23 protein-coding genes are annotated in these 23,558 nt (G+C 37.8%); 11 read left to right on the top strand and 12 right to left on the bottom strand.

Features of this window, described 5'->3' with window-relative positions:
- Nucleotides 1-3: 3 nt before the first annotated feature.
- Genes traM through ACOQO1_RS00570 form a run of 7 tightly spaced genes read right to left on the bottom strand, consistent with a single transcriptional unit; the run spans nt 4 to nt 6,006 of the window.
- Nucleotides 4-945 carry a conjugative transposon protein TraM gene (gene traM / locus ACOQO1_RS00600; protein WP_010519659.1) on the bottom strand — a complete coding sequence of 314 codons (942 nt, stop codon included), beginning with the start codon at nt 943-945 and terminating at the stop codon, nt 4-6.
- Complete coding sequence (locus ACOQO1_RS00595) at nt 935-1,552, bottom strand: conjugal transfer protein TraK (protein WP_010519658.1); 618 nt, start codon at nt 1,550-1,552, stop codon at nt 935-937. The genes traM and ACOQO1_RS00595 overlap by 11 nt, the downstream gene beginning before the upstream one ends.
- 29 nt (nt 1,553-1,581) lie before the next feature.
- Complete coding sequence (locus ACOQO1_RS00590; protein ID WP_299214290.1) at nt 1,582-2,424, bottom strand: hypothetical protein; 843 nt, start codon at nt 2,422-2,424, stop codon at nt 1,582-1,584.
- A 3-nt stretch (nt 2,425-2,427) separates the two neighbouring features.
- Nucleotides 2,428-3,006, bottom strand: a complete 579-nt coding sequence (locus ACOQO1_RS00585; protein WP_010519656.1) for a hypothetical protein — start codon at nt 3,004-3,006, stop codon at nt 2,428-2,430.
- Nucleotides 3,003-5,417, bottom strand: coding sequence for a TraG family conjugative transposon ATPase (locus ACOQO1_RS00580; protein ID WP_299214289.1), 2,415 nt, complete (start codon nt 5,415-5,417; stop codon nt 3,003-3,005). The genes ACOQO1_RS00585 and ACOQO1_RS00580 overlap by 4 nt, the downstream gene beginning before the upstream one ends.
- Entirely contained in the window at nt 5,404-5,688 is a 285-nt protein-coding gene (locus ACOQO1_RS00575; protein ID WP_010519654.1) for a hypothetical protein, read from the bottom strand. Before ACOQO1_RS00575 ends, ACOQO1_RS00580 begins: the two co-directional genes overlap by 14 nt.
- 30 nt (nt 5,689-5,718) lie before the next feature.
- Nucleotides 5,719-6,006: a hypothetical protein gene (locus ACOQO1_RS00570; protein WP_010519653.1), complete on the bottom strand. Its 288-nt coding sequence runs from the start codon at nt 6,004-6,006 to the stop codon at nt 5,719-5,721.
- A 203-nt stretch (nt 6,007-6,209) separates the two neighbouring features.
- Between ACOQO1_RS00570 and ACOQO1_RS00565 the strand changes: the two genes are divergently transcribed.
- Together ACOQO1_RS00565 and ACOQO1_RS00560 are read left to right on the top strand one after the other, a co-directional pair.
- A complete protein-coding gene (locus tag ACOQO1_RS00565; protein ID WP_010519652.1) occupies nt 6,210-6,839 on the top strand; it encodes an N-acetylmuramoyl-L-alanine amidase family protein in 630 nt (209 codons plus the stop codon).
- A 154-nt stretch (nt 6,840-6,993) separates the two neighbouring features.
- Nucleotides 6,994-7,431, top strand: coding sequence for a hypothetical protein (locus ACOQO1_RS00560; RefSeq protein ID WP_010519651.1), 438 nt, complete (start codon nt 6,994-6,996; stop codon nt 7,429-7,431).
- Nucleotides 7,432-7,436: 5 nt separating this feature from the next.
- Here ACOQO1_RS00560 and ACOQO1_RS00555 read toward each other — a convergent pair whose 3' ends face one another.
- The 5 genes from ACOQO1_RS00555 to ACOQO1_RS00535 all read right to left on the bottom strand — a co-directional run bounded on the left by ACOQO1_RS00555 (nt 7,437) and on the right by ACOQO1_RS00535 (nt 11,371).
- Entirely contained in the window at nt 7,437-7,955 is a 519-nt protein-coding gene (locus tag ACOQO1_RS00555) for an ORF6N domain-containing protein (RefSeq protein ID WP_010519650.1), read from the bottom strand.
- Nucleotides 7,956-7,957: 2 nt separating this feature from the next.
- Complete coding sequence (locus ACOQO1_RS00550) at nt 7,958-9,073, bottom strand: hypothetical protein (RefSeq protein ID WP_010519649.1); 1,116 nt, start codon at nt 9,071-9,073, stop codon at nt 7,958-7,960.
- The gene (locus ACOQO1_RS00545; RefSeq protein WP_010519648.1) at nt 9,070-9,357 is read right to left on the bottom strand and encodes a helix-turn-helix domain-containing protein; all 288 of its coding nucleotides are present in this window, start codon (nt 9,355-9,357) and stop codon (nt 9,070-9,072) included. The genes ACOQO1_RS00550 and ACOQO1_RS00545 overlap by 4 nt, the downstream gene beginning before the upstream one ends.
- Before the next feature lie 116 nt (nt 9,358-9,473).
- Nucleotides 9,474-10,301, bottom strand: coding sequence for an RteC domain-containing protein (locus ACOQO1_RS00540; protein ID WP_010519647.1), 828 nt, complete (start codon nt 10,299-10,301; stop codon nt 9,474-9,476).
- Between the two features lie 473 nt (nt 10,302-10,774).
- On the bottom strand, nt 10,775-11,371 hold the full coding sequence (locus ACOQO1_RS00535) for an RNA polymerase sigma factor (protein WP_420600943.1): 597 nt from the start codon (nt 11,369-11,371) through the stop codon (nt 10,775-10,777).
- A 232-nt stretch (nt 11,372-11,603) separates the two neighbouring features.
- On the opposite strand from ACOQO1_RS00535, the gene ACOQO1_RS00530 reads away from it, so the two are divergent.
- From ACOQO1_RS00530 to ACOQO1_RS00490, 9 genes are all read left to right on the top strand, one after another.
- Complete coding sequence (locus ACOQO1_RS00530) at nt 11,604-12,776, top strand: FecR family protein (RefSeq protein ID WP_420600942.1); 1,173 nt, start codon at nt 11,604-11,606, stop codon at nt 12,774-12,776.
- Between the two features lie 178 nt (nt 12,777-12,954).
- Nucleotides 12,955-14,994, top strand: a complete 2,040-nt coding sequence (locus tag ACOQO1_RS00525; RefSeq protein WP_420600941.1) for a SusC/RagA family TonB-linked outer membrane protein — start codon at nt 12,955-12,957, stop codon at nt 14,992-14,994.
- Entirely contained in the window at nt 14,945-15,400 is a 456-nt protein-coding gene (locus ACOQO1_RS00520; protein ID WP_420600940.1) for a hypothetical protein, read from the top strand. The genes ACOQO1_RS00525 and ACOQO1_RS00520 overlap by 50 nt, the downstream gene beginning before the upstream one ends.
- Complete coding sequence (locus tag ACOQO1_RS00515; RefSeq protein WP_420600939.1) at nt 15,342-16,295, top strand: hypothetical protein; 954 nt, start codon at nt 15,342-15,344, stop codon at nt 16,293-16,295. Before ACOQO1_RS00520 ends, ACOQO1_RS00515 begins: the two co-directional genes overlap by 59 nt.
- 10 nt (nt 16,296-16,305) lie before the next feature.
- On the top strand, nt 16,306-17,811 hold the full coding sequence (locus ACOQO1_RS00510; protein WP_420600938.1) for a RagB/SusD family nutrient uptake outer membrane protein: 1,506 nt from the start codon (nt 16,306-16,308) through the stop codon (nt 17,809-17,811).
- 17 nt (nt 17,812-17,828) lie between these two features.
- On the top strand, nt 17,829-18,653 hold the full coding sequence (locus tag ACOQO1_RS00505) for a hypothetical protein (protein WP_420600937.1): 825 nt from the start codon (nt 17,829-17,831) through the stop codon (nt 18,651-18,653).
- A 255-nt stretch (nt 18,654-18,908) separates the two neighbouring features.
- Nucleotides 18,909-21,161, top strand: a complete 2,253-nt coding sequence (locus tag ACOQO1_RS00500) for a DPP IV N-terminal domain-containing protein (protein WP_420600936.1) — start codon at nt 18,909-18,911, stop codon at nt 21,159-21,161.
- A 69-nt stretch (nt 21,162-21,230) separates the two neighbouring features.
- Nucleotides 21,231-22,763 carry a M43 family zinc metalloprotease gene (locus ACOQO1_RS00495; RefSeq protein WP_420600935.1) on the top strand — a complete coding sequence of 511 codons (1,533 nt, stop codon included), beginning with the start codon at nt 21,231-21,233 and terminating at the stop codon, nt 22,761-22,763.
- Nucleotides 22,763-23,164 (top strand): hypothetical protein, encoded by a 402-nt coding sequence (locus ACOQO1_RS00490; protein WP_420600934.1) that lies wholly within the window; start codon nt 22,763-22,765, stop codon nt 23,162-23,164. Before ACOQO1_RS00495 ends, ACOQO1_RS00490 begins: the two co-directional genes overlap by 1 nt.
- Nucleotides 23,165-23,558 lie beyond the last annotated feature (394 nt).

Genomic DNA, 23,558 nt, shown 5'->3' with positions numbered 1-23,558 from the left:
TTTTTATTGTTCTGTCTCGACCTTTAAGGTCAGCACATAATTATTGTTTACCGTTACTTTTACCTGACGGTTAGAACGTTGAAATATTCTCTTTACCCCCCTAACCTGTGGAATGCCAGGTACATTAACTTCGTTTATAACATCTCCAAGTACTTGTTGTCTCAGTTCTTCCCGAAAACTATTCTTGATATAGATTCCTTCTAAATTATCCCTGTAGTCATAGGCTTTAAAAGCTAGTGGGATGTTTCTAATGTTCTCTATTTTCAATAAAACTCGATTCGGTTGAAAGCTGACAATACCAAAAAGAAGGGTGTTTCTTGGAATGAAATACCCCTTGATAGTAACATCGTTTTGGGTACGCATTTCCAAACGGTCATTTGCTTTTATAACTTCTTTGGAATCGACAACTACATTTACGCTGGGTATTGATTCAACAGCCGAATTCGGTAAAGGGTTGGAAGCAAAAAACAATTGTTGTTCCAAAGCCATTTCTTTTGCTAAGATTGCTGTAGACTTGCTCTTGTCATCTTCAGGCTCTTCTACTTTTTTACCTATAATACCCTTTATGGCATTATCTACATTGGAGGTGCGTTTTCTAAATGCACCCGTGCTATAATCAATTTGACTATTGGAGTAGATACTATCGACAAGACGCATTTTCTCCTTTTCTATAAAATCAGGGTCATAGACTCCCGTTGAATCCAAATACTTCTCATCATAGATACTTGGTGCGTTGGTTTCCCTAATTTCCTTTAAATCGTCTACAGCATCAAGCCTAGATGTATAATCATCTTTTACCGTTTCTAATGTGGGTACTAAGGGTTGTAGCAGTTCATCTTGTTCGTCTTTATCACCGCCAAAAGTCAATATGGAATAGGCAACAATGAAAATTACCACCGCTCCAATGACTACGGCAAAAGTGATTTTCTTCTTATCAATTTTCATAGTCTATTTTTTTTAAAGTGTTCTCAAAGTAATCCGTAATCAAAAGCCCGTGCGTGTTCTTCGGGAAGTTTCGTTTTTCCAGATGTAAAATTTTACCCGTAGTCACCAATTCATAAGTGTCGATTATCGACCCCCTATTGATTTGAAAAACTGTAGTTGTTCTAAAGGGATAGGGTTCTGCTTTAAGGTCTATTTCAGAATCGATACTGATTACCTTTTGAACTAAGGAGTATTGCATCAATCTGTTATACACACCATCGGCTTTTTTCTGTCTGTATACGTTATCCACTGTACTATTTCCAAGCCATAAGGCTTTTTCAATATTCATTTCAAAATTAGTAGCATCTATATCGTAGAAATAGGTATGAAATAGACGCAAATGTTCTAAGGTTTCTACCTTTAAATTCTCTTTTTGCTGTACCCATTGCAGGGGTATCACTTCGCCATTCTTACCGATGGCAAAAGAACCATCCAATGACTTGTGGTACATCTTAAAGGAAATGATACTTGAAACAATCGTGGACAGCATCGCCATTGTAACAACGGTCAGAACTATAAACCGGTTCGTTTTCAGGACCTCGTATATGTTTTTATATGGTGTTTTCATTTTTCATTACTTTTTTAATTAAAAGAGCCTTAGGCACTAAATAGTTTGAAGGTGAATGAGGTTGCCCGTTTGTACAATTTGAATTTCAAAAAGACGATAAAGCCTATGGTCCCCAACTCGATAATGGGTGCAAAAAATGAACTTCCAAAATCAAAGCCGAAAAGGTTTACCCAAAAATTGGTAGTGAACTCTGTGTAGAGTGCATTCACGAATACATTCACCAGAAAAAAGGCAGGAACCAACATATAAACAGCCGCGTATAATTTGAAAAAAGTATAAGCCATTGACCGAAACTTTTCAAACACGGCAAGGCTTATGACCAAGGGAAAAAAGGCTTGCATTATCCCCATCAAAAAGAATCGTTCCGCCAAGAACAGGGGGTAAATAAAGAGGTCTAACAACCAAAGAAAAACACTCAATATAAATGCTAATATCTTTAATCCATATAGTGGTGTGGTCAATGCCTCATATAATAAAGCCAACCCCTTGCTAGCGGCTTCCAGTCCACTTACATCATCCTCAATTTCCACATCTTGTAATTGTAGTGGCAAAAGTGATGGTGCGGTATTTCTGTACTGTCCTTCAATGGCCACCAGGATACTATCAAATACCTCAAGTACCTGAATTGAAAAAATGACCAGAATCACTATGATGAAATTCTTTATCAGTTCGGTTGGGGTAAGCCCCCACGTATATCCATCCCTATTGGCAACTCCTTCATTGTACTTTTTTAAGACGTTGATTAGGAAGAATAGGATGGCAAGGGCTTTCATACCTACAATGGTATACTGTAGAAAATCACTGTCTTTAATTGTTTGAAAAACAGTGTCTACATATTCCAATCCTCCGATTAATGGGAAAGCCAACTGCATAGCCTAATAATTTGTTGCCCTGCTATTAATTCTGTCTTGCATTTCCCGAAAGGAAATGATGTCATTGTATCGCTTGGTCTTACGCTCTATTTCAGCGACCATTTCTTTGGAGCTTGTTTCCCGGTCCTTTAATACAGCAGCCCTTTCTGCATCGGTCATTTTTAAATAGTCACTGGATAGGATTTGTTGTACAAAATCCAAATCCTCCAAAGAGTTTTCGATAATATTTTCAAAGGATTGCGATACTCTTGTAATTTCTTCGGGTTTGATATATGGGGAATTCAAAATATTCCTCACGTCACCTCTGACCACCTCAAAAAGACGTTGGTTGTTTCGGGCAAGTTCCCGAACCGCTTTTAACTGTTTTACAACATTGCTGACCTTCTCGATACGGTCTTTTTGCTGCTTCATAAACTCCACCGTTTTTATCAGGTTTTCTGTTTGTTTGGCGGCTTCAATAATTTGTTTTCCCAGAGTGATAAAATTGGTGTTATCATACACGGGCATTCCCTGGCACGCAGCACGTGCGGGCAACAATAATAATCCGAGTGCCAAAAGGCACATAAAAATGAATCTTCTCATAACTCTTTTGATTTTAATTGAACAAATTGTTTAATGGCCATCTCCATGCAGCCACTTTCTTTATAAAAGGCCATTATGGCCTCGTTATCGGCGCCATCAGTGAGATAAGCAGCGAAAACTTCTTGGGGTACTTCCAGTCTGAAAATGTTGCTTTCCTTTCCGATTTTGATAAAAATCTCTGTGTACTTACGTTTCCCTGATAAGTTATTTTTGATGGATTTTAATTGATTCAGGTCGTGACTGGACAGGCTAAGCCTATTTTTTAATTCTTTATAGCCCTTTTCATTGTTAAGGCTGTAAATGACCTGTGTATTTTCCAGAATACTTGCCGAAGTGGAATTGTCTGGCAATTGATTAATGGACTGTAGTATGATGCCGATTGCTCCCTCTTGTTTTCGGATAGCTTGGTAATAGAATTCCACCGATTCCAGCACGTTATCGAATTTTAATTGTTTGGCGAACTCATCAAAAAGGATAATACCCTTTTCTTCTTTATTTTGCCAAATGGTTCGTTGTATTGCTGTTTTGATTAGTTTGAGCATTACGGAAAGAATTTCTTTATTGTCCTTTACCTCATCCAGTTCAAATACAATCAATCGCTTGTCCTCAATCTTATAGGATTGGTCTTCACTTGTTTCAAATAAAAAACTATACAATCCATCACGTACATACTCAGATAGGATATGCAAGAACCCTTCAATATTGAAGTAATCAGAATGAATATGCAGTTGGGTCAATAGATTTTCCCGTTGCGATTCGATATAGGTATAAAAACTATCGAGGGAATGCCCCTCTGCATTTTTTTTATAATAAGCGTGTAATATTTTCTTGAGGGCTACGGACTGTTCCTTTTTTGGCTTGGTGCCTTCCCCAATCAGTTCAAATAGGAATACAGATAGATCCTCTAACCGCTCTGGGGTGACATCGTCACCTTTTGTTATAAAGAAGGGATTGATACCAAGGCTCTTGCCGCTTTCATAGCGCAGTACAGTATATTGTTCGGGATACAGACTGGCAAACTTGGTGTAGGAACCTCCCAAGTCAATAATTACAAGGCGCACACCCATTTCAAAATACTGCCGTAATATGTTGTTTGCCAAAAAGGATTTCCCCTCTCCCGTAGGCGCAAAAATGGCAAAGTTCCTCGCATTGATACGTTTCTTTTTCTCGTCCCAAACATCCTTTAACACGGGGATGTTATGTTCCCTATCATTGAATATAATTCCTTGCCTATCCGTCCTGTAGCTGGTGTTGTTTATGAAAAGGCAAAGCGCATGTTTCAAATCGGTCACGTACAAATCCTCATTTGAAAAATTGGAAGAAAAACAGGGATGGCTATTTAGAATATAATTTTTACGTTCCTCACCCCTTGGATAGTATGGAGTAATATCCAGTTCCTTAAATTCCGATTTTATTTGTGAGCCTATGCTTTCCAGCTGTTGGGCTTCCCGGTCCCAATAGACAATATTCAAATGTCCTCTTATGATTCTTGCGCTATCATCATTGTTGATTTGGTCAACGATATGCTCAATTTTTTTAAGAATGACTTTGTTCTGCGTACCAAAATTCGAACTCTTTTTAAGTTCCTCAATCTTCTTTTCTAAGAGTTTTCGCCATTTCTGTTTATCATCTAAATAAAGGATTTGATTAACGATATGATTTTCATTCAGGGAAAGTCCCAAACCATCGATATACCCTTGATGAAATACAAAATCATCCGAAGTAAAACGTTCGTTGATTTTACTTGTTTGTACGTTTTCGCCAAAACAGGATTCACTATTGATGGCTAATACGTCAAAATGATTATTGCCTATGGTAATTTTGGATTTCTCCAAAAGCATATCGGTATCAAAATTGAGATTGAAACCGTTAAAAAAGGTTTGTGAAAAATTGAGTATTTCGGATTCCTTTAAAGGTAGAAATTGAACTTTGCGGCTATTGTTGATATAGGAAATGGAATCATTTACCGAACCAATGAAACTGTGAACGTTCTGATTTAATTCTTGGTAAATCCCTTTACTTATTTTCCGAAATGGGTTTACATATTTGGGGTTGTTCAATGTTTTGTTTCCTGCCAATGTGAGGAATAGATAGCAACGATGTTCTATGTATTCCCTTCCTTTGAAATGGTCGTGTGTTGCTTTTCCAAGAAAAGTATTATTGGGTAGGTATTCCGAGCTAAACCCTTTCTTTAGGTAAACATCTTGCTTATGGATAACGGAACCAACGGGCAAAGACTTTAGTGCTTGAAACCAAATACTGTGTAAGTCCTCGAAATCCTTTTCCGATAAAGAATAGATCTCAGGGAGTTCTCCACGATAACAGGCAATGATATTGCCATTGTTGGCAAATATTAAATTATCCCGTATTTCTATGATGGGGTTATATGATGCTGTATTAATAATCGACATAGTATTGTATGTTTTCTTTCTTGTTGCTTATGATTTTAGGAAATACCTTAACGATGTTTATGGTTATTGCTTTACGGGCAATTTTGGTCAGAACGATATAGAATGTACCGTTTAGTAAGAATGCTCCGATGATGACCCAAAGGCTGAATGAAAAAATGATTATCAGCAGGGATCCCAGTATTAAGAGCATCATCATTGCAAAGAGGGATATGGGAAGCCCCCATATCATTGCCCCTTTGCGAATGTTTTTATAAACTTCATACCTTTTCATTGTATAGTTTTTTAATGTCGATTATCGACCTTAGACTACTATTCCAATGAGATAGGTAAAGATGCCCACTACCGCCCCTGCTATGAGTACAAAAACCAAAACACGGGTAATTCCCTTTTTGAGGTCTGCATTTTCGCCGAAGAAATGACCTGCATTAAATAAGAATCCGATGAGGAAAATGACCCCCAATAGTAGAGGGAAAATAGACCTAATGGTATCGGAAACATCATTTACCGAATCTTCAATACCTCCGATTTGTGCAAATGTGGGTAGGCTCATTAGGAGCATGGCCCACAAAGGATAAACTGTTTTTTTCATAACGCTTACGTTTTTATGGTTCTCCAATGCGCTTAGGGAACCTGTTTGAAATAACTTTTTACGAAATCTATAAGGGAATGCATGGAAAGGGAGAAAAACTGAAAATATTAACGGTAATCAGCGTTAAATTTTGAAGGATAGTTATGCATTGGTTGAAATCTTTAAAAATTGTGCAATGGATAGTTACCTAAATGCAAGTAAATATGAAACCAGTAAAACTGTTGATAACGCTACTTTTTTTGATGCCTTTACATATGCCCGTAGCACAACATAAAAAGGTAATCATAATTGATGCCGGACATGGTGGAATGGATTCTGGAGCTATAGGAACCAATCATATAAAAGAGAAAGATATCACACTGGCCATTGCAAAAGCAATGCTAGAGTTTAATAGGAAAGTCCTCAATAATGAATATGATTTGTATTTGACAAGATACACGGACACACTTATTTCACTGCGGCATCGGACTAAACTGGTAAAGGCAATTCAACCCGACCTTTTTATATCGTTGCATTGCAATCATGCTAAAAATGAAAGGGCTACGGGCGTTGAAATTTACCTGCATAGCAAAACAAGCATAACGACCAAAAATCAAGTGGAATCAATGCGCTTGGGCCAATCCATAGTAGAAACGCTTACTCAAAAATTGGGATATAGAAGTAGGGGACTTAAAAGAGCAAACTTTCAAGTACTACGCGAATCGATAGCGGTATGCCCAGCAATTTTGGTGGAGTTGGGTTTCCTGTCAAATCATGATGAGGCAGCCTATTTGGAAATGGAAAACAATAGTATGGCCCTAGCACTGGCTGTGCTCATGTCAATTAAAATGTAGGATGATGAAAGCGTTATTTGTGAGCCTGTATAAAGTACTAAAAGAAATTGTTATTGCAGTCGGTAAAGAATTGTTGGTATTCGTAAAACAACTTTAAATAAGGCTAAAAAAAGAAGTTTCGTCAAAAGAATTAGTAATATAAAAACGATAGATTATGAAATTTAGAATTGAATCAAAACCAAGTCCATTGAGACAATTGGATAATTTTAGACAACTAAAAGTTGCCCTAAAGCCAATTAAGGCCGATGAAGGCGGTAAATTTTTAGATGTACTACTAACGCATTGTGCCATGCTCAGAAGTGCAATTAGTAAAGACTTTAGTTTGGCTGACCAAGAGCACGTAGCTATAAGTTGTGATGTTTATTTCAACATACCTCTGGTATCATCGGCGAGTGTTGGTGGCGAAACGATTTCCAGACTTCAGAAATATGGTAAGAATGGAATACGGACTATTTTTGAAAACAAAAAAGAATTGGGAGAATACTTACAGGGATTGGATCGTATACCTAGTATTATATTGCCGAACAAATTGGAATTGATGCAGAAGATCGGTGATGCAAAGAGTAAATTTGTTTACGAGTTAGTTGGTTAATTCTCTTATTCCTTCTTATATCCGATAGGTTTTCTTTTGCTTTGTGCAAGTTGCTTTTTATCTTTTTGCAGCAAGTAATTAATGGCCTCAAAAATGTCGGTAAATTGTTGGTTGTATTTAGTTTCCAGCTCCTGTAACTTTTGGGTTAACTCCGTATGTGATAAAGCATATTTTCTAAGAAAAACAAAGGCACGAACAATCTGTATATTGACTTCTATGGCCTTGGGGGTTCGCAACACACTGGCCAACATTGCAATGCCCTGTTCGGTAAATGCAAAAGGATTGTATTTACTGTGTTTTCCTCTACCTGTATTTTCTAAGGTCGCAAATTGCGTCCTTAAAGAGTTGTATTCTTCGTTTGTCAATTCAAACATAAAATCTGATGGAAAACGGTCTTTATTGCGCCGTACAGCTTCTTTAAGGCGTTTAGTTTCGGTTTCATAAAGTAAAGCCAGATCAAAATCTAAGAGTACTCTTTGTCCACGTATTTCATAAATCCTGTTTTGTATTGTCTGTAACTCCATTTTTAACGGATTTTTAGTTCCGACCATACCATGGGATGTTCACTGGCACTATGCAGTTCATTTTTGATGCTTTTTAGGATATTCCATTGAGGCCTTTTTTTAAACCAAATCCCTTTTCTTATCAATCCACTGGCCTTTACCGTTCTATACAATTTGCTGGAAAGCATCAAATAGTCGCTTTGCTTCAAGTTAACGCCCATTTTATAGGCTCCCAAACGATAATATTTTGAGTCTTTTCCCTTGTCCAAATCCACTTCAAAAGTGTGATGTTTTGAAATATCCTTTAAATCGGTTCCTAGGGTTAACGGCGCAAGAAGTTTGCTGTAGGACGGGACATTTAGTGTGCCTACAACAGCGATCAATTCATTGGGACCATCTTTATCCTTATATACTTCTGCTATCTTTTTGGATTGAACTTCAATTTTGCTTTTAGCATCCTTATGGTGTTCTAAGTTATCCAAAAAGCACGTTGACAGTATGCTTACGATTTTACCATTGGGGGTACTGATTTTATATTCCTGTAGGTCCATATCAAAAATGGGATTGCCATTTTCATCAAAATCATTGACATGGGATTTCATTGCAAGTACTTCATAACCGGATTTGGTCAACAACCCGATACCTCTACCGTACAGGTCATTGGTCTCCAAATACAGGATATGGGTATAGGTGTCAGATAAAAAACTCTTGTTAAATTCCAGTAGCGATGACCTGTCCTCGACCTCCAATAAGATCAGTATATCTGGTGAAACTTCCTCAACGACCTTCGCTTTGTTTACTATGGCCACTTCATTTATCGGGGTTGAGTTTAATCTGACCCACCCGTTCCAATTGGTTAAAGGGCTTGCTTTATTGGCTTCTGAGGCTGCATCCTTTTTTAGGAATAGTTGTCCGGCTTTATGTACCATGGTGAGGTAAGGACCGTTCTGGGCATCTTCAAAACCCAAAAGTTTTGATAGTGTTCTGAGTCTATTGAATTCCTTATTGGTGCGCATCCCCATGACCATAAGCCGTTCAAATTCTTCAATCCAAAGTTCCCGATTTTCTTCACGGTATTTTTTTATTAGCGCTCTGTCCCTATGGAAGATATTCTGGATGTTATAGGTTGCAATGATCATAGCTGTTTCTTTAGAAAGAAATTCTTGTTGTTTTTAAGAATCTCATCGATTTCTTCTTCATCGTAGTAAATAATACCTCCCAATTTTGAGAAAGGGATGGTTTCATTAATGCGAAAGTTTTGCAATGTTCCAGGGCTGATGCCCAATTTCTTCATTACGATATTTGATTTTATCCATTTGTCAATGGTGACCCTTTCATAGTTTGTCAAGAGTTCCTTAATATCTGAGATAAGTTCTTCCTTAAACTCCTGCAGGTCATCTGCGGTAATAATATTTGCTGGCATATCCTTAGTTTTAATATTATACAGCAAATATGAGTCGATGATGAAAAATAAATTCACAAGGTTTCCCTAGGTAAGGGGAAATTTTAACAACCTCTTTAAGAGGGAATAACACCTTTTTATTCGTCTCCTTTTTCCAAATCAAAGAGCAAACTGGTGGTCAAATCATCCAAGAATTTTGTACGGCTTTTTTTCCGTATTCGAATCTCCCCGTAGTTTCGGTAAGGATCGCCGCTCTTAAAGCGAAACGCCTGTTCAAGCGTTTTAATAATTTCGCGAATACTTACTTTACCGTCATTTACGGCACGACTACTTTTTAGTGCATAGGCCAATTCCGTCATGTCGGTCTTGCTCGCCGTCCAATTGAGTTGGGTCAAGGGGATGAATGGATGTCCGTTGGGTCGATCAATATTTTTCAATCGATGGTCCAGATAAGTAATCAATCTTCGATTCGCACTTAGTTTTGCCAACAACAAATCATGTGAGGTACTGAAATCGGGATCTCGAAAGTAGTATCTCGCATGGGTGATATTGAATTCATTAAAGTATTCCCGGGTAAAATAATGGGTATCCAAATAGGTCTTTCCTTGGTCTATATATTGAATGAAATCAAGGTTTCGAGAAAAAAAATCATTTAACTTTTTCAACTTCCTTGTGGTGTATTTCCTTTTGGTTGAGCCATCCCCTTTGGGATAATGAATTTCAAAGGATTTGAGCTCAAAGAAATAGACCAGGTTCGACAGGGGTACCTGTTTGGTGTATTTGAAAAAAAGAATTTCTTTGGCGGGTGATTCAAATTTCTTTTTTGAGATAAATCTTTTTAGTTTGGTCAGCAGGTTTCTACAGAGCACAATGGACAGATCACTTTTTTTGACGACATCCTTTGTGATTGATTCAATTCTTGCTAATTCTTCCGAAAGTTCTTGAGATAGTAAATGTAGTTCCATAAGCTGACCTTTGAGCGTTAGTTACCATTGTAGGTCAAAGCGAATATTGAATTGGGGCTACGCTTTATTTAGAGGTCAGACCATATACCAAAATTAACCGCAATTATTGTGCCTTAATTCTTGTTAATAGTATAATCTAATTCAATTGAAGGAAAGTTGAAAGTGGTATTGAGCGTAGCACCAACTTCAGTGAGTTATCGTTCCATTTTTATTCGAAAATTCAGTTGCTTTAGATTTCCGCTTTGTATATCTTTGCCCCCAATTTAACGTAAGTTAGATCAAATAAAAAGTTACCTATTCGGTTACCTACAAAGTTGAAAAACTCATAAGGTATTGAATTTGAAGGGATAGCGTGGCAGGGTTTCCGTCCTGCCACCCCGACCAGCTACTTTTAATGAATTTTAAGCACTGTTAATCTTAGATTGATGGTGCTTTTTGTTTTAATTCCGTTTATCTAAACAACAGAAACCATATCAATCTTTGGAAAGACTCTGAAACCGAAATAAAAGAAAAAGAATGGCGTCGGTTTTGCCCCCAACGTTTTCCCGAATTTTTGAAAAGGCGATATTGATCTGTCTTTCAATGGTGTTTTTGGAAAGATTTAAATATTCGGAGATTTCAATATTGGTCAACCCTTCTTTTTTGCTTAAAAGGAATATTTCCTTGCATTTTGGAGGTAATTCTTGAATTGCTTCTTTTACCAACCCGATTAATTTTTCCAATGCAGCTTCATCTTTATCCTCAATAATACGATCCAATTCTTCAATATACTTTTTTTCTAAAGCCGTAACCGATTGGTTCTTTTTGTATTCATTGATACAGGCATTGTAAACGGATTTGTATAAATAACTCTTAATGGGAAAATCTACTTTTAGGTTATCACGCCTTTCCCAAACCTTTATAAATACATTTTGTACTAAGTCTTCAGAGATAGAAATGTCGTTCACCAAACTGTTGGCGTACAGACATAATTTGTGATTATAGGTTTCTACCAAATAGGCATACGCATTTTCATTTCCTTTTTTTAGTTCAAGGATTAAATCGGAGTTATTGCGATAGTTTTTCTTCATAATTGAACCTGTCCTAAGTGAATAATCGAAGATTTAACTGACGATTCCTATTTATAAAAACTGTAGATCAATGGAAATATGCTTAATCAAAATTCCATTTCCCATGTCCCGAATTTATAAATATGACTTAAATAGAAAAAAAATATTACCAAAACATTAAAAAAAATAACAAAATATTGGTGGTATGATAAAATTGATTTGTATTAGGTAAAAAGACTAGAGCAAAAAGAGGATGCAGAAAATAGAAAAGCTCATTGTAAAATATCTTACAGATTCTATTTCAAAGAAAGAATGGGAAGAACTGAACCTTTGGTTTGAGCAGTCCAAGGATACCCAGACATTCCGTGAGTATATAAAAATTAATTACGCAATTGAAGATTTAATGAGCGAGTTCAATACGGAAAAGACCAAGAAACTTATCTTGGAAAAAATAAAAAAGGACAAGCGTTCCGTCATCACTTTAAGAATCACCAAATATTTAAAATATGCGGCCATAGCGGTTTTGCTTGTTGGTCTGGGGTTGATGTATGAACAGGATTACTTTTCCGACCTATTTAATAACAAGAATTCCATAAACACAACCTCTCCTAATGATGATACCATAGTTTTGGAACATGAAGATGGAAATTTTGAGATAATTTCGGAAGGAGAAGTTGTTGAAATAGTGAACTCCAACGGTGAGGTAATAGGGAAGCAGGAAGGGAATCGATTAATATATGGTGATTCAAATACGAATTCAAATAAGGATTCAGAAGAATTGATTTATAATCAGTTGACCGTCCCTTATGGAAAAAGATTTGAACTGGAATTATCCGATGGAACAATTGCCCATCTAAATGCAGGTTCTTCCTTAAAATATCCAGTTAAGTTTTTAAATGAAGGTAAAAGGGAAGTATTCCTGGTTGGAGAGGTTTTCTTGGATGTGACCAAAGATGCAAAAAGGCCATTTACAATCAGCACTTCAGACAATTTGGATATTCAAGTGTTGGGAACCCAGTTCAATGTTTCCAATTATCCTGAAGACGCAACTACCGAAGTGGTTTTGGTAGAAGGTTCGGTGGGCTTACAAGTGAATGGGAAAAACGATGCCGTGGTTCTTGAGCCTGGTTTTAAAGGGAGCTTTAATAGGCAACAAAGAGATATTTCAACGACACCGGTGATCACGAGCGTTTACACCTCTTGGGTTAAAGGCGAGTTGGTGTTTAGGGCAATGAGTTTGGAGAATATCCTAAAGAAATTGGAAAGGCATTACAATGTTACTATCACAAACCAAAACTTAGAATATTCCCAAAAAAGATTCAACGCAAATTTTGGAAACGAACCAATAGAGACGGTATTGAATTACTTCAAGAATACATATGGAATAGATTATACCATTAACAATGATAAAGTCACTCTTAACTGATAATTCAATTAAACCAAACAGCCAATGAAATAAACTAACTAATTCAACAACTATTTGATAAACAAAAGGTCTGCTGTTCACTTTACGACAAAGAAAAATCGGAAAATGCGCTAACACTTCCCGATTTAGATAAAGTGATTAGACTAAAAATTTAACCACATTAATACACTGTAAAATTATGAAAAATCTTCTGAAACAATCGGAGGGTTGTGCTCCGTTGTTCAAATTTGATTTAAAAATGAGAATTAGCGTTCTTTTATTGCTGACCAGCATATTTGCTTTACAGGCAAGTGAGAGCTATTCCCAGCGTACCAAGGTTACGTTAAATCTCAATAATATTACCGTTGAACGGCTTATAGATGAAATTGAGGATAAGACAGAATTCAGATTTCTCTATCTTCTTGAAGATGTTAATTTAAAAAGAATTGTATCGGTCAAAGCCAGGAGAGAAAAGGTAAATTCCATTCTGGACAGAATCTTCTCGAATACAGAAACTGCATATAAAATTGACGATAAGCAAATTTCCCTTATCAAAAAACCAGAGAAGCCTGAGGTTAAGGTAAAAGTACAGCCCCAGGACTCAGTTGAAGGAACGGTTTCTGACGAATTTGGAGCTCCTTTGCCGGGGGTGAACGTCATTATAAAAGGTTCAGCATCAGGTGTTGTAACTGATTTTGATGGCAAGTACGCCATACAGGTAGAATCTGGACAGACATTGGTGTTCTCTTACCTAGGAATGAAAGATAAAGAAGTAGTGGTAGGGAACAGTACGGTCATTGACGTAGTTTTAGAGGAAGACGTAGCTTCCCTGCAAGAAGTGGTGGTGGAAGGATATAGAACCGTATCCAAAGAAAAGTCTGTTATTTCAAGTGTGCAGCTTACTTCCGAGGCATTGGATGCTAGACCAAATGCAAGTTTTGTACAATCGCTGTCCGGTCAGGTTGCTGGCTTGGACATACAAACGGGTAGCGGGCAACCAGGAGCCAATTCCTTGGTACAAATCAGGGGAGTGAGCTCAATAAATGGTAATACCGAGCCACTTTTTTTAATGGATGGTGTTCCAATCAATGAGGACAACTTTAGAAGTTTGAACCCTAATGATATAGAATCTATCTCTGTTATCAAAGATGCTGCCGGGTCTTCTATTTTTGGAAGTAGGGGAGCTAATGGGGTAATTGTCATCAAAACAAAAAGGGGAACAAAAAATTCGCCTCTTAGAGTCACATATACCGGTTCTACAGGTTTTTCCAAACTTCAAAATCACGATTATGACTTTTTATCAGCCCCCGAATATTTGCGTTTTGAGCGTGATGTAATAGGAAGTGGAAGAGGAGTAGGTATGACCGATGCAGAAATTGATGCCACGCCCACTACGGATTGGGAAAATGTATTTTTTAGGACAGGTACCACCCAAAACCATACCCTGACCTTCGCTCAAGGTGGGGAAAACACCTCCAGTTATACTTCTTTGGGTTATTTTAACCAAGAAGGAATTTTGAGAACAACGGGCTTACAACGTTTTACGTTTAGAAATAATCTTAACGGAGGGTCAGCTGACGGTAAATTTAACTACAGTACTAGCTTTACAGCCAATTACTCTAAAAGTAATATTCCAACCGGCGTTGGTAGCTTTGGGGTAACCACAAACTTGCTTTATGGCGTAAATGCTTCACTGCCCTATATATCTCCAGATGAGTATATAGATGGAGCGGATCTAGCAAATCGAGGGTTTTCTCTTGCATTGACCCCCCTTTATCTTATCGATAGACTGCAAAATTACGAGTTCCTTGAAGAGGAAGTCAAGGTTATAGCAGGGTTTAATGCTGATTACAAGTTGACTGACAATTTAACTGCGAAAATAAATTTGGGAATTGATTATGAGCATGTTACGCTTCATGAGGCTATACCCCCCAACGCCTACAGGGCTCTTGTTTTTGCAGATGATGACAATCTTACCCCAGGGTTGCAGTTTCAGGATTCCAATAGGGATGTTTCTTTTAACAACAACCTCTCTTTAAACTATAACAAATCTTTTGGTAAGCACACTGTTGACGCAACGCTTTTTTCAGAGTATTTTAAGGCACATCGTAGAACGCTGGGTTTCACGGCAAGAGGGCTTAACCCTAGAACCTTTGTGCCAGGAGATGGTGGTGCATTTGTGCCTGACAATGAAGATAATGACACCTTTGTTGATGATTGCCAGGGCAACCAGACTTGATGCGGGCTTATTCTCTTACTTTGGAAACGCTGACTATGACTATGACAGTAAATATGGTATCTCCGTTACGGTAAGACGTGATGCTTCCTATAGGTTTTCTGCAACAAACCGATGGGGAACTTTTTATTCGGCAGGAGCTCGTTGGAACATTTCCAATGAAAGCTTTATGGAGGACTCGGTTTTTGATGTATTAAAACTGAGGGCATCTTATGGTACTACAGGAAACCAGCGAATAAGAGGTACTACTTACTTTTCAGCCCCGGACCTTTATCAGTCTTTTTACGATACCTCTACGGGTTATGGTGGAGCCAATGCTATATCTCTTGCACAAATAGGAAATAATACGTTTGAAGTGGGAAGAGGTCACCCAAACCAATATAGGCTTGGATTTTGGGTTGTTCAATAACAGATTGAGAGGCGCTTTGGATGTATATCATAAAAAAACCGAAGACTTGTTTCAATTTACAAGTATATCGGCAATTAATGGGACAACCGGGATTGACTCCAATATTGGTGATTTGACCAATAAAGGTGTTGATTGGGCATTACATTATGATCTTATCAAAAAAGATGATGTAACCCTCACATTGAACTTTGTGGGCAATTATAATGAAAATGAACTAAGCAACTTGCCATCGGAAACAGGGGAAATACTTGGAATAGGCAGAAATGGGGGCAAAATATTTGAACAGAAACTGGTACGCTATGCTGGGGTGAATCCTGGTAATGGTAATCTGTTGTTTTTGGATATCGATGGAAATTTGACCGAAAACCCAAATCCTGATACTGATGCCGTTTGGACAGGCAAGAACGCCACACCAGATGCAACTGGAAGTTTTGGTTTCAATTTTAATTATAAAGGATTTTATCTAGATACCCAGTGGAGTTATGTTATAGGGGTCGATAGGCGCGATGTTATTTATTATGAGCTTATCAATAATGGATTTGCCCTTACCAACTTTCAATTGTCTAGGGATATACTCAATTACTGGACTCCAGAAAACCGTAATACGGACATTCCTGGTATTACATCTACCAATGCAACCATATTGAGGGATACCAGCGACCGCTTTCTTAGCAGTTCGGATTTTTTAAGGTTACGCTTCTTAAATATCGGGTATATTTTTCCGAAGAAGTTTTTAAAAGGCACTGGTTTAACAAATCTTAAGGTGTTTGGTTCGGCCGAAAATTTGGTGACCTTTTCTGAATGGAGGGGATATGACGCGGAATCACGTGTTACCGAAACAAGACAATACCCCACTCCCCGTATTGTATCCCTAGGAATTGAAATAGGATTATAAAAAAAAAGCAATGAAGAAAATAATAACATATATATTTTGCGTGGCACTTTTTACAGCTTGTGAGGATGCCATAGATATTGACCAAGTAGGTCGTATTACTCCTGATGTAGCTTTTCAAAACCTACAAGATTTACAAGATGGACTAATAGGTGTTTACACTAAATATGACCTGGTCCAGGACATAGCACATGCATCGACCTTTACAGATGAACTTTCCGTTGGATTTATTAGTGGTGGACAAAGAGTAGGGGATTACCAATTCATTCTAGATGCCACTTCTCTGTCCGCTTTCACATTTTGGCAAAGAGGCTATGAAGAAATCAATGAGGCTACCCGGTTAATTTTAGCTGCTGAATCTGTTCCTTTGGAAAGTGGGGAACAAGGAACATATAACAACATATTGGGACAGGCCCATGCACTTAGGGCATATTCCCATTTTAAGTTGTTGTCTTATTATTCAACAGATTTGACGGATGATAGTGCCTTGGGGGTGATTGCAGTGGATTTTGTACCGAGTATAGATGATGCTTTTCCTCGAAATACCAATGGCGAGGTATTTACCCTAATAGAAGCTGATTTGCAAAAAGCAGAAGGCTTATTGCAAGAACAGAGCAATACCACTTTTGTATCCAAGGATTTTGTCACGGCTTTAAGGGCTCGTATGGCTGCGTATCGTGGGCAATACGGTATGGCAACAACGTATGCTCAACAATTATTGGATGACTATCCTATTGCTGATAGAACACAATACGCCAACATGTTTTTGGATGCAGACAATACAGAGATTATCTTCAAGTTGGAACGTACACGGGGCGATGTATTTGATAGTGCCGGCAATGGCGTATCCAATATGGCAAGTCAAAGTAGGGCTGGAGCCAAGTTTGCCTTTACCAATGAGACGATTAATGGTGGCCCTTATTTTGAAATAGGAAGGTCTTTGTTCAACTTATTTGATGAAGATGATATTAGGTTCGATGTGAATGTTGGACCAGAGTCTTTAATTTCTCCAGATTATCAAAACGCAGAAGATTTTGAAAACGAAGATATTTTGCTAGTTTATAAATACCCTGGAGAGGGAGACCGTCCTTTATTGAACGACTTGAAAGTTTTTAGGTCTTCTGAAATGCTGTTGATTTTGGCCGAAGCTGCAGCAGATGCAGGTAACTTTAACGGAGCGGCTAATTCTACCGCAGCCCATATTAAACAATTGCGTGATGCCAGATTTGGAACTGATCAACCTTTACCATCATACGCCAATGAAACGGAGGCTTTTGCAGCTATTTTGAACGAACGTAGGGTAGAATTGGCATTTGAGGGGCATAGGTTTCATGATTTAAAACGGTTGGGTGCCCGTGCCAACCAGGGTGTGTTGCGGGACCCTTTGGATTGCAATGCTATCGGAGTTAATGGAGCTTGTGCACTACCGGCTACAGACCATAGGTTTACATTGCCCATTCCACAGGCCGAATTGATTGCCAACCCCAACCTGCGTGAACAACAAAACCCAGGCTATTAACCATTTAAAAATGTATCATGAAAAAATATATAATAAGCTTTATTACTGCATGTATCATATTGGTGTCCTGTGAAAGGGATACGGTGATTTTTAGTGAGGAGCAAACCTTTGTAAAATTTGGAGAGACAGATGACCTTTCGCTTCCTATTGGTGAATCAGCCTCAGTTGAGGTGCCAATCACCGTAAGTAGTATTAGCACATCAGAAAGAACTATTCCGGTTGAAGTAATAGAAGATGAAACAACGTTGGAATCAACTTCATATACTTTGGGATCTATTGTGGTCCCAGCCAATTCTTATGACGGGATGTTGAGAATAGATGTGCAAGATGAGGGAGAATTAGCAGATATTAGGGTTTTGGCATTGCAGGTACCTAAAAGTGCTGAATTTTCTGGAGTAAATAATAAATTAAGTTTTAGCATTATTCAAACATGTCCGGTTGAAATAACCTCGTTTGTAGGTATGTATCATGTTAAACAGACAACACCTTTCTTAGAAGCTCCATGGGGAGATGGAGGAACGGCATTTAGTGATGATGTAGTGGTTGAAGTTATTGCGGAAAGTGAAACTAGAAGAAGGTTTAGAACTATCATTACGCCTAAATTTTGCGGTTGGAACGAAGTTGATTTTCTATTCGACTTGGTTTGTAATGAAATAATTGTTCCCACACAGAGTAATGCGTGTCATTGTGGTGATGGAACAGAATGGTTTGTTGCGGCACAAAGCCCTTCAAGTTATGATGTAAATGATGATAGCGAGTTCACTTTGATATTTACAGAAGGTGCTCAAGGGGAATGTGGTTATTTTCCAGCACAAACGGCAATTACATTTACCAAACAATAGTAAAAACGAATAAACGGAATGCTATGATTGTTAACAGTTTACAAGGTATAAGCTATCTAGCGTTTTTGACAATATATTAATTGAAATCTGTTAGTAGGATTTGAGTTAGTAGTTTTTGAGTTAGTTTTTTTAGTTAAAGCGCAGATTTTTTCTGCGCTTTTTCTCCAATTCATAGTTACAAGTGGTTTTGAATTTCCTTAACCAAAGTTTTGTAAAGCACTTTGGATTTGGAAGTATGATTTAAAAAAGATATCAATGAAGCAGGTAAAAATTCTGATTGCGCTAATGGTCCTATCCATAGCTTCGATTAAGGGGCAAGGTATTACCAAAAAGGATTACGAAAGAGCTGTTAGCTATTTATATGCTAACTACAATAACAAGAAGGTTTTTAATCTTGACACTCAGATAAATTGGTTTGAGGATAATTCTGGATTTTGGTTTGTTGACTATAATGAAGAAGGTGGCTTTTATAAAGCAATGGACATCAGTAACTATAACATTGGGTTTTTATTTGATCATTCCGGGATTGCCAAGGAGATAAATGAACTTTCCAAAAAGGAAACAAAAGCAAATCAATTGGAGCTTTATGATATTAAAAGGCCCAAGGAAGGACAACTTTCATTTGCACATGATGGTAAATCATATGTTTTGGATTTGTCAACATATAAGCTCCAAGAGAATACCGATGAGGAAGAAGAGGAAAATGATTTTGAATCCAAATCACCCAATGGGGAGTGGATTGCCTTCACAAAAGACTATAATCTATACATTAAGTCAACCAAAACTGGACAAAAACATCAACTGAGTTTTGATGGAAGAAAAAACTATGAATATGGAACATGGTACGGTTGGTATGATAAAATGGAAGGTGAAAACGGAGATCGACCTGAACGCTTTACTGTAAATTGGTCCGAAGACTCCAAATGGATATCCACAAACGTGGTCGATTTGCGGAATGCGGAAAAAATGTATCTGCTCGATTACAGTATAGACTCTTTGTTCCGCCCCAAATTGTGGTCCTATTATAGAGGTTCTCCAGGAGATACCACAATGGTTCATGTAAAGCCGGTATTCTTTAACGTAAAAGACAAAAGTGAGGTGCCTACAGATTTGCCCAGAGGTACCCATATAAATTCGGTTTCTGTAGAGTTCATGGAACAACCTAATGCAGCCTTGGCGTATTACTTGGAACGGGGCTTTAAAAAAGGCTATGTAAAGCAAATAGATTTGAAAACCAAGGATATTAAGACTTTGGTCACTGAATCCAGTAAGACAAACATTGACAATTTTAATTACAGGTATTTAAGGGAGAAAAACAAATTGATCTTTCTTTCAGAAAGAAGCGGTTGGCGGCAACTATATCTTTTCGACCTTCTGACCAACAAAACCACCCCCCTTACCAGTGGAAATTATTACATATCCGGCATTGAACATATCGACCAAAATAATGAAACTGTTTATTTTCTTGCCAACGGAAAGGAAAAAGGAAACAATCCATACCACAACCAATTGTATAAAGTAAATTTTGAAGGTAAGGTTACGCTACTGACCCCTGAATTGGTGGACCATGACATTTCATTCTCTAACGATGGAAAATATTTTGTGGATAGTTTTTCAACCGTAAATACGCCCACAAAAACTGTTTTGCGAAGGGCAGAATCCGGGGAAATCATAAAGCAAATAGCGGAAGCGAACATATCCAAAGCCATTTCCGAGGGGTGGAAGGCTCCTGAAGCTTTTGAATTTACCGCCAAAGATGGCAAGACCACCCTTTATGGGGCCATTTGGAAGCCGACAAATTTTGATGCCTCAAAGTCATATCCATTGATTGATCACACGTACACCGGACCACACACGCACATGTTTCCTGAAAGATTTGCAAGCGCATTTCGTAATCAGGCCTTGGCCGAACTCGGGTTCATTGTTATGCAAGTTGATGGTTTGGGAACCTCAAAGCGGTCAAAGGCATTCCATGACCATTCCTATAAAAACATGGGGAACAATTTGGAGGATCATGTTTTGGCCATAAAATATTTGGGATCTAAATATTCTTGGATCAACACGGACAGGGTTGGGATTTTTGGACATTCGGCCGGAGGTTTTGATACGGGTAGAGCAATGTTGGCATTCCCGGATGTGTACAAAGTTGGAGTGGCAAGCTCTGCAGACCACGATTTTAGAATGGAAAAAGCTTGGTGGCCAGAAATGTATCAAGGTTGGCCAGTGGATTCTACCTATCACAAAGTATCCAACATTACAAACGCCAAAAACTTAAAAGGCAAATTGTTATTGGTTCACGGTGGTATGGATGAAAATGTAAATCCATCGGCCACATTTAAACTGGCCGAGGCGCTGATTAAGGAGGACAAAGAATTTGACCTCTTGATATTGCCCAGTCAAAGACATGGATATAGTGGAAAGTACAGGAGTTATTTCATGAAGAAAAGATGGAATTATTTTGTTGAACATTTAAAGGGCGAGACACCTATCTGGAATTTTGAATGGTAGGCGGGTTGTACAACGGCAACAGTTTCAGGCAATTGAATTAGTAGATGATTAAAACAACAAATTGGAGTTATGAAATTTAAAGTAGTCCTATCTATTATATTACTAGCGCAGGTGTTTTTTTTACAAGAGATAAAATCTCAGGTAAAATGTAGAACTTCTGAAGTCAACGGAATTTATTTTCAAAACAACATATCTGCCCAAAAAGAGTATAAGAGTTTCAGTAAAAAATCAAAATCCCAAAATACGACCGATAAGTCCATGTCTTATCAAATACCGGTTGTGTTCCATGTTTATGGCTCATCTTTTAATGGAAAGTCTGTGGATGATGCCTTGATCAAAAAGGCGTTGGAGGAGTTGAACAAAGATTTTCAAGGATTAAATGATGACTACGGCACTGTAAACAGTATGTTTTCTTCCATCAAACAATCCATAAACATAACTTTTAGGCTTGCAAAAAAAGATCCAGAGGGAAATCAAACATCCGGTGTGGTATACTATCCAGAAAAAAGCGGGTATGGTAATTCATCCAGTAGTGACGCTGAGATAATGGCAGACGCTTGGGACAACTACAAGTATATGAATGTTTACATCCAAAATGATCTACATGATGATGGTGTCACCGATAATTCCGGTGTAGCTTGGTACCCCATAAGCCATATGTCTGATAACGATTTGGCGCGGGTGGTGTACAATGGTGCTTATTTGGCCACAAATACTGATAAAGAGTTTGCTTCCACCTTAACTCATGAATTTGGACACTGGTTGAACCTCATACATACCTTTGAGGGAGGTTGTGATGGAACCGATGAGGTTGATGATACCCCTAAAGAAGATGGATTACATAATGTCAAATGTTCGCTGGGCACCAATTGCGATGGAGATTATGTCAATTCGGAAAATTATATGGGATACAATGGTGCATCGGGTTGTTATAAAATGTTTACAACAGGTCAGGTAGATAGGATGCTTTTGGCATTGGAACACCCCGCAAGAATAACATTATGGCAAACCCAAAATTTGATGGATACAGGTTTGCTGATTCCTGATGGGGATAACTTGAATCCGCAGGTTACCGTCAACACCCCAGAGGATAATGCGAGCTTTGAAGAGGGAACGTCAATTACCATGACAACTACGGTGACTGACTTAAATGGCGATGATGATATAGACAAAGTCGAGTTCTATGTTGATGATATTTTAGTTGATACGGTTGAATTAATGCCATTTGAAGCCACTTTATCCAATTTAGCTTTGGGGAATCATAGGGTAACGGTCGTGGCATTTGACTTTGGAGGGTTATCCAGCTCCGAAGAAATTTCAATCACAGTGATACCAAAAATTAACTTTCCTGAAATTACATGGATTTCTTCAAACTCCATATATGTTGGTAACAACCTTCAATTTGCATCTGGAGAAACAACAAGGAGGATTGAGATCAAGGCCATTGTTGACACTCATGGCATCATTGTAAAAGGACCAGATTTTGAACAATCGTTCACCACATCACTCGAAGAACCCCTTATTCTAGAAGACATAGCCCAAGGGACCTGGACTGTTGAAATACCCAGTTTAAAGAAAAAAATCTCCAAAACACTCAACTAATGAAAAAATTGATATTGATTACATTGGTAATGCTTATGACTCATTCCTGTAGCAAGGATGAGGAAGCCAAGGCCTTGGAAACACCATCTTTTGATTGGAGTGCAACTGCAGTATCGGGGAATACGATGGAAATTTCAATCACAATCAATTCTTCGGAAGATTTACCAGAAGGTACATTGGAGTTTAAGGTAGACGGTAATCTTATAAATTCGTTCCAAGCATTAAAAGGAACAAAAACCTATAATACAGATTTCAACTTCGTTGATATGGAAACGCATACAGCCTCTCTTTCCTATATGTTCAGTGATGGAAGAAGCGCGTTGAACAAAACCATAAACATCAAAAAATCTTTACAAACGGTTACCCAAAAATCATCAAAAAGCGACTGGGTGGATTTTTGAATGCAACAGGTATAGTTAAACATGCAAATTTTTAAATATGGTATCAATATATTATAGATTGTTGCTAATGGGTAACCCAAACACTCCAACAAATATGGTTTAAATGCTGTATTGATAATGAAAGCCATAGATTTTTCATTGCTTTTTATTCGTCAAATGCCACCATTTTGAGATCAAATGAAAGTTGTGTTGGTACGACTTTTGCCCTTATTTAACCCAAATTTTTTTCGTTGTACTAATATAATTGAGCTTATTCTTGAGAAGTAATAAAAATAACTAGAATCTAAAATCATGGTTTACTATAGAGAACAAGTTTAAAGAGGATCTATACGCTAACTTTTATCCAATTTTCAAGTCATTTCAACGAATTTTAATTCCATTATAACGATTTGTC

The sequence above is a fragment of the Flagellimonas sp. genome, from assembly GCF_965222555.1.
In the GTDB taxonomy this organism is placed as follows: domain Bacteria; phylum Bacteroidota; class Bacteroidia; order Flavobacteriales; family Flavobacteriaceae; genus Flagellimonas.
Note: the sequence above shows the minus strand (reverse complement) of the source record. Positions and strands in the feature narration are given on the sequence as shown.

Coding starts and splice junctions, on each gene's coding strand:
- ACOQO1_RS00510 (WP_420600938.1), top strand. CDS start 16,306: ATGAAGAAAATAATAACATATATATTTTGCGTGGCACTTTTTACAGCT.
- ACOQO1_RS00525 (WP_420600941.1), top strand. CDS start 12,955: ATGAAAAATCTTCTGAAACAATCGGAGGGTTGTGCTCCGTTGTTCAAA.
- ACOQO1_RS00555 (WP_010519650.1), bottom strand. CDS start 7,955: ATGGAGTTACAGACAATACAAAACAGGATTTATGAAATACGTGGACAA.
- ACOQO1_RS00495 (WP_420600935.1), top strand. CDS start 21,231: ATGAAATTTAAAGTAGTCCTATCTATTATATTACTAGCGCAGGTGTTT.
- ACOQO1_RS00490 (WP_420600934.1), top strand. CDS start 22,763: ATGAAAAAATTGATATTGATTACATTGGTAATGCTTATGACTCATTCC.
- ACOQO1_RS00565 (WP_010519652.1), top strand. CDS start 6,210: ATGAAACCAGTAAAACTGTTGATAACGCTACTTTTTTTGATGCCTTTA.
- ACOQO1_RS00590 (WP_299214290.1), bottom strand. CDS start 2,424: ATGCAGTTGGCTTTCCCATTAATCGGAGGATTGGAATATGTAGACACT.
- ACOQO1_RS00550 (WP_010519649.1), bottom strand. CDS start 9,073: ATGATCATTGCAACCTATAACATCCAGAATATCTTCCATAGGGACAGA.
- traM (WP_010519659.1), bottom strand. CDS start 945: ATGAAAATTGATAAGAAGAAAATCACTTTTGCCGTAGTCATTGGAGCG.
- ACOQO1_RS00575 (WP_010519654.1), bottom strand. CDS start 5,688: ATGAAAAGGTATGAAGTTTATAAAAACATTCGCAAAGGGGCAATGATA.
- ACOQO1_RS00535 (WP_420600943.1), bottom strand. CDS start 11,371: ATGAAGAAAAACTATCGCAATAACTCCGATTTAATCCTTGAACTAAAA.
- ACOQO1_RS00505 (WP_420600937.1), top strand. CDS start 17,829: ATGAAAAAATATATAATAAGCTTTATTACTGCATGTATCATATTGGTG.
- ACOQO1_RS00530 (WP_420600942.1), top strand. CDS start 11,604: ATGCAGAAAATAGAAAAGCTCATTGTAAAATATCTTACAGATTCTATT.
- ACOQO1_RS00520 (WP_420600940.1), top strand. CDS start 14,945: ATGAAGATAATGACACCTTTGTTGATGATTGCCAGGGCAACCAGACTT.
- ACOQO1_RS00580 (WP_299214289.1), bottom strand. CDS start 5,417: ATGTCGATTATTAATACAGCATCATATAACCCCATCATAGAAATACGG.
- ACOQO1_RS00560 (WP_010519651.1), top strand. CDS start 6,994: ATGAAATTTAGAATTGAATCAAAACCAAGTCCATTGAGACAATTGGAT.
- ACOQO1_RS00545 (WP_010519648.1), bottom strand. CDS start 9,357: ATGCCAGCAAATATTATTACCGCAGATGACCTGCAGGAGTTTAAGGAA.
- ACOQO1_RS00540 (WP_010519647.1), bottom strand. CDS start 10,301: ATGGAACTACATTTACTATCTCAAGAACTTTCGGAAGAATTAGCAAGA.
- ACOQO1_RS00585 (WP_010519656.1), bottom strand. CDS start 3,006: ATGAGAAGATTCATTTTTATGTGCCTTTTGGCACTCGGATTATTATTG.
- ACOQO1_RS00570 (WP_010519653.1), bottom strand. CDS start 6,006: ATGAAAAAAACAGTTTATCCTTTGTGGGCCATGCTCCTAATGAGCCTA.
- ACOQO1_RS00500 (WP_420600936.1), top strand. CDS start 18,909: ATGAAGCAGGTAAAAATTCTGATTGCGCTAATGGTCCTATCCATAGCT.
- ACOQO1_RS00595 (WP_010519658.1), bottom strand. CDS start 1,552: ATGAAAACACCATATAAAAACATATACGAGGTCCTGAAAACGAACCGG.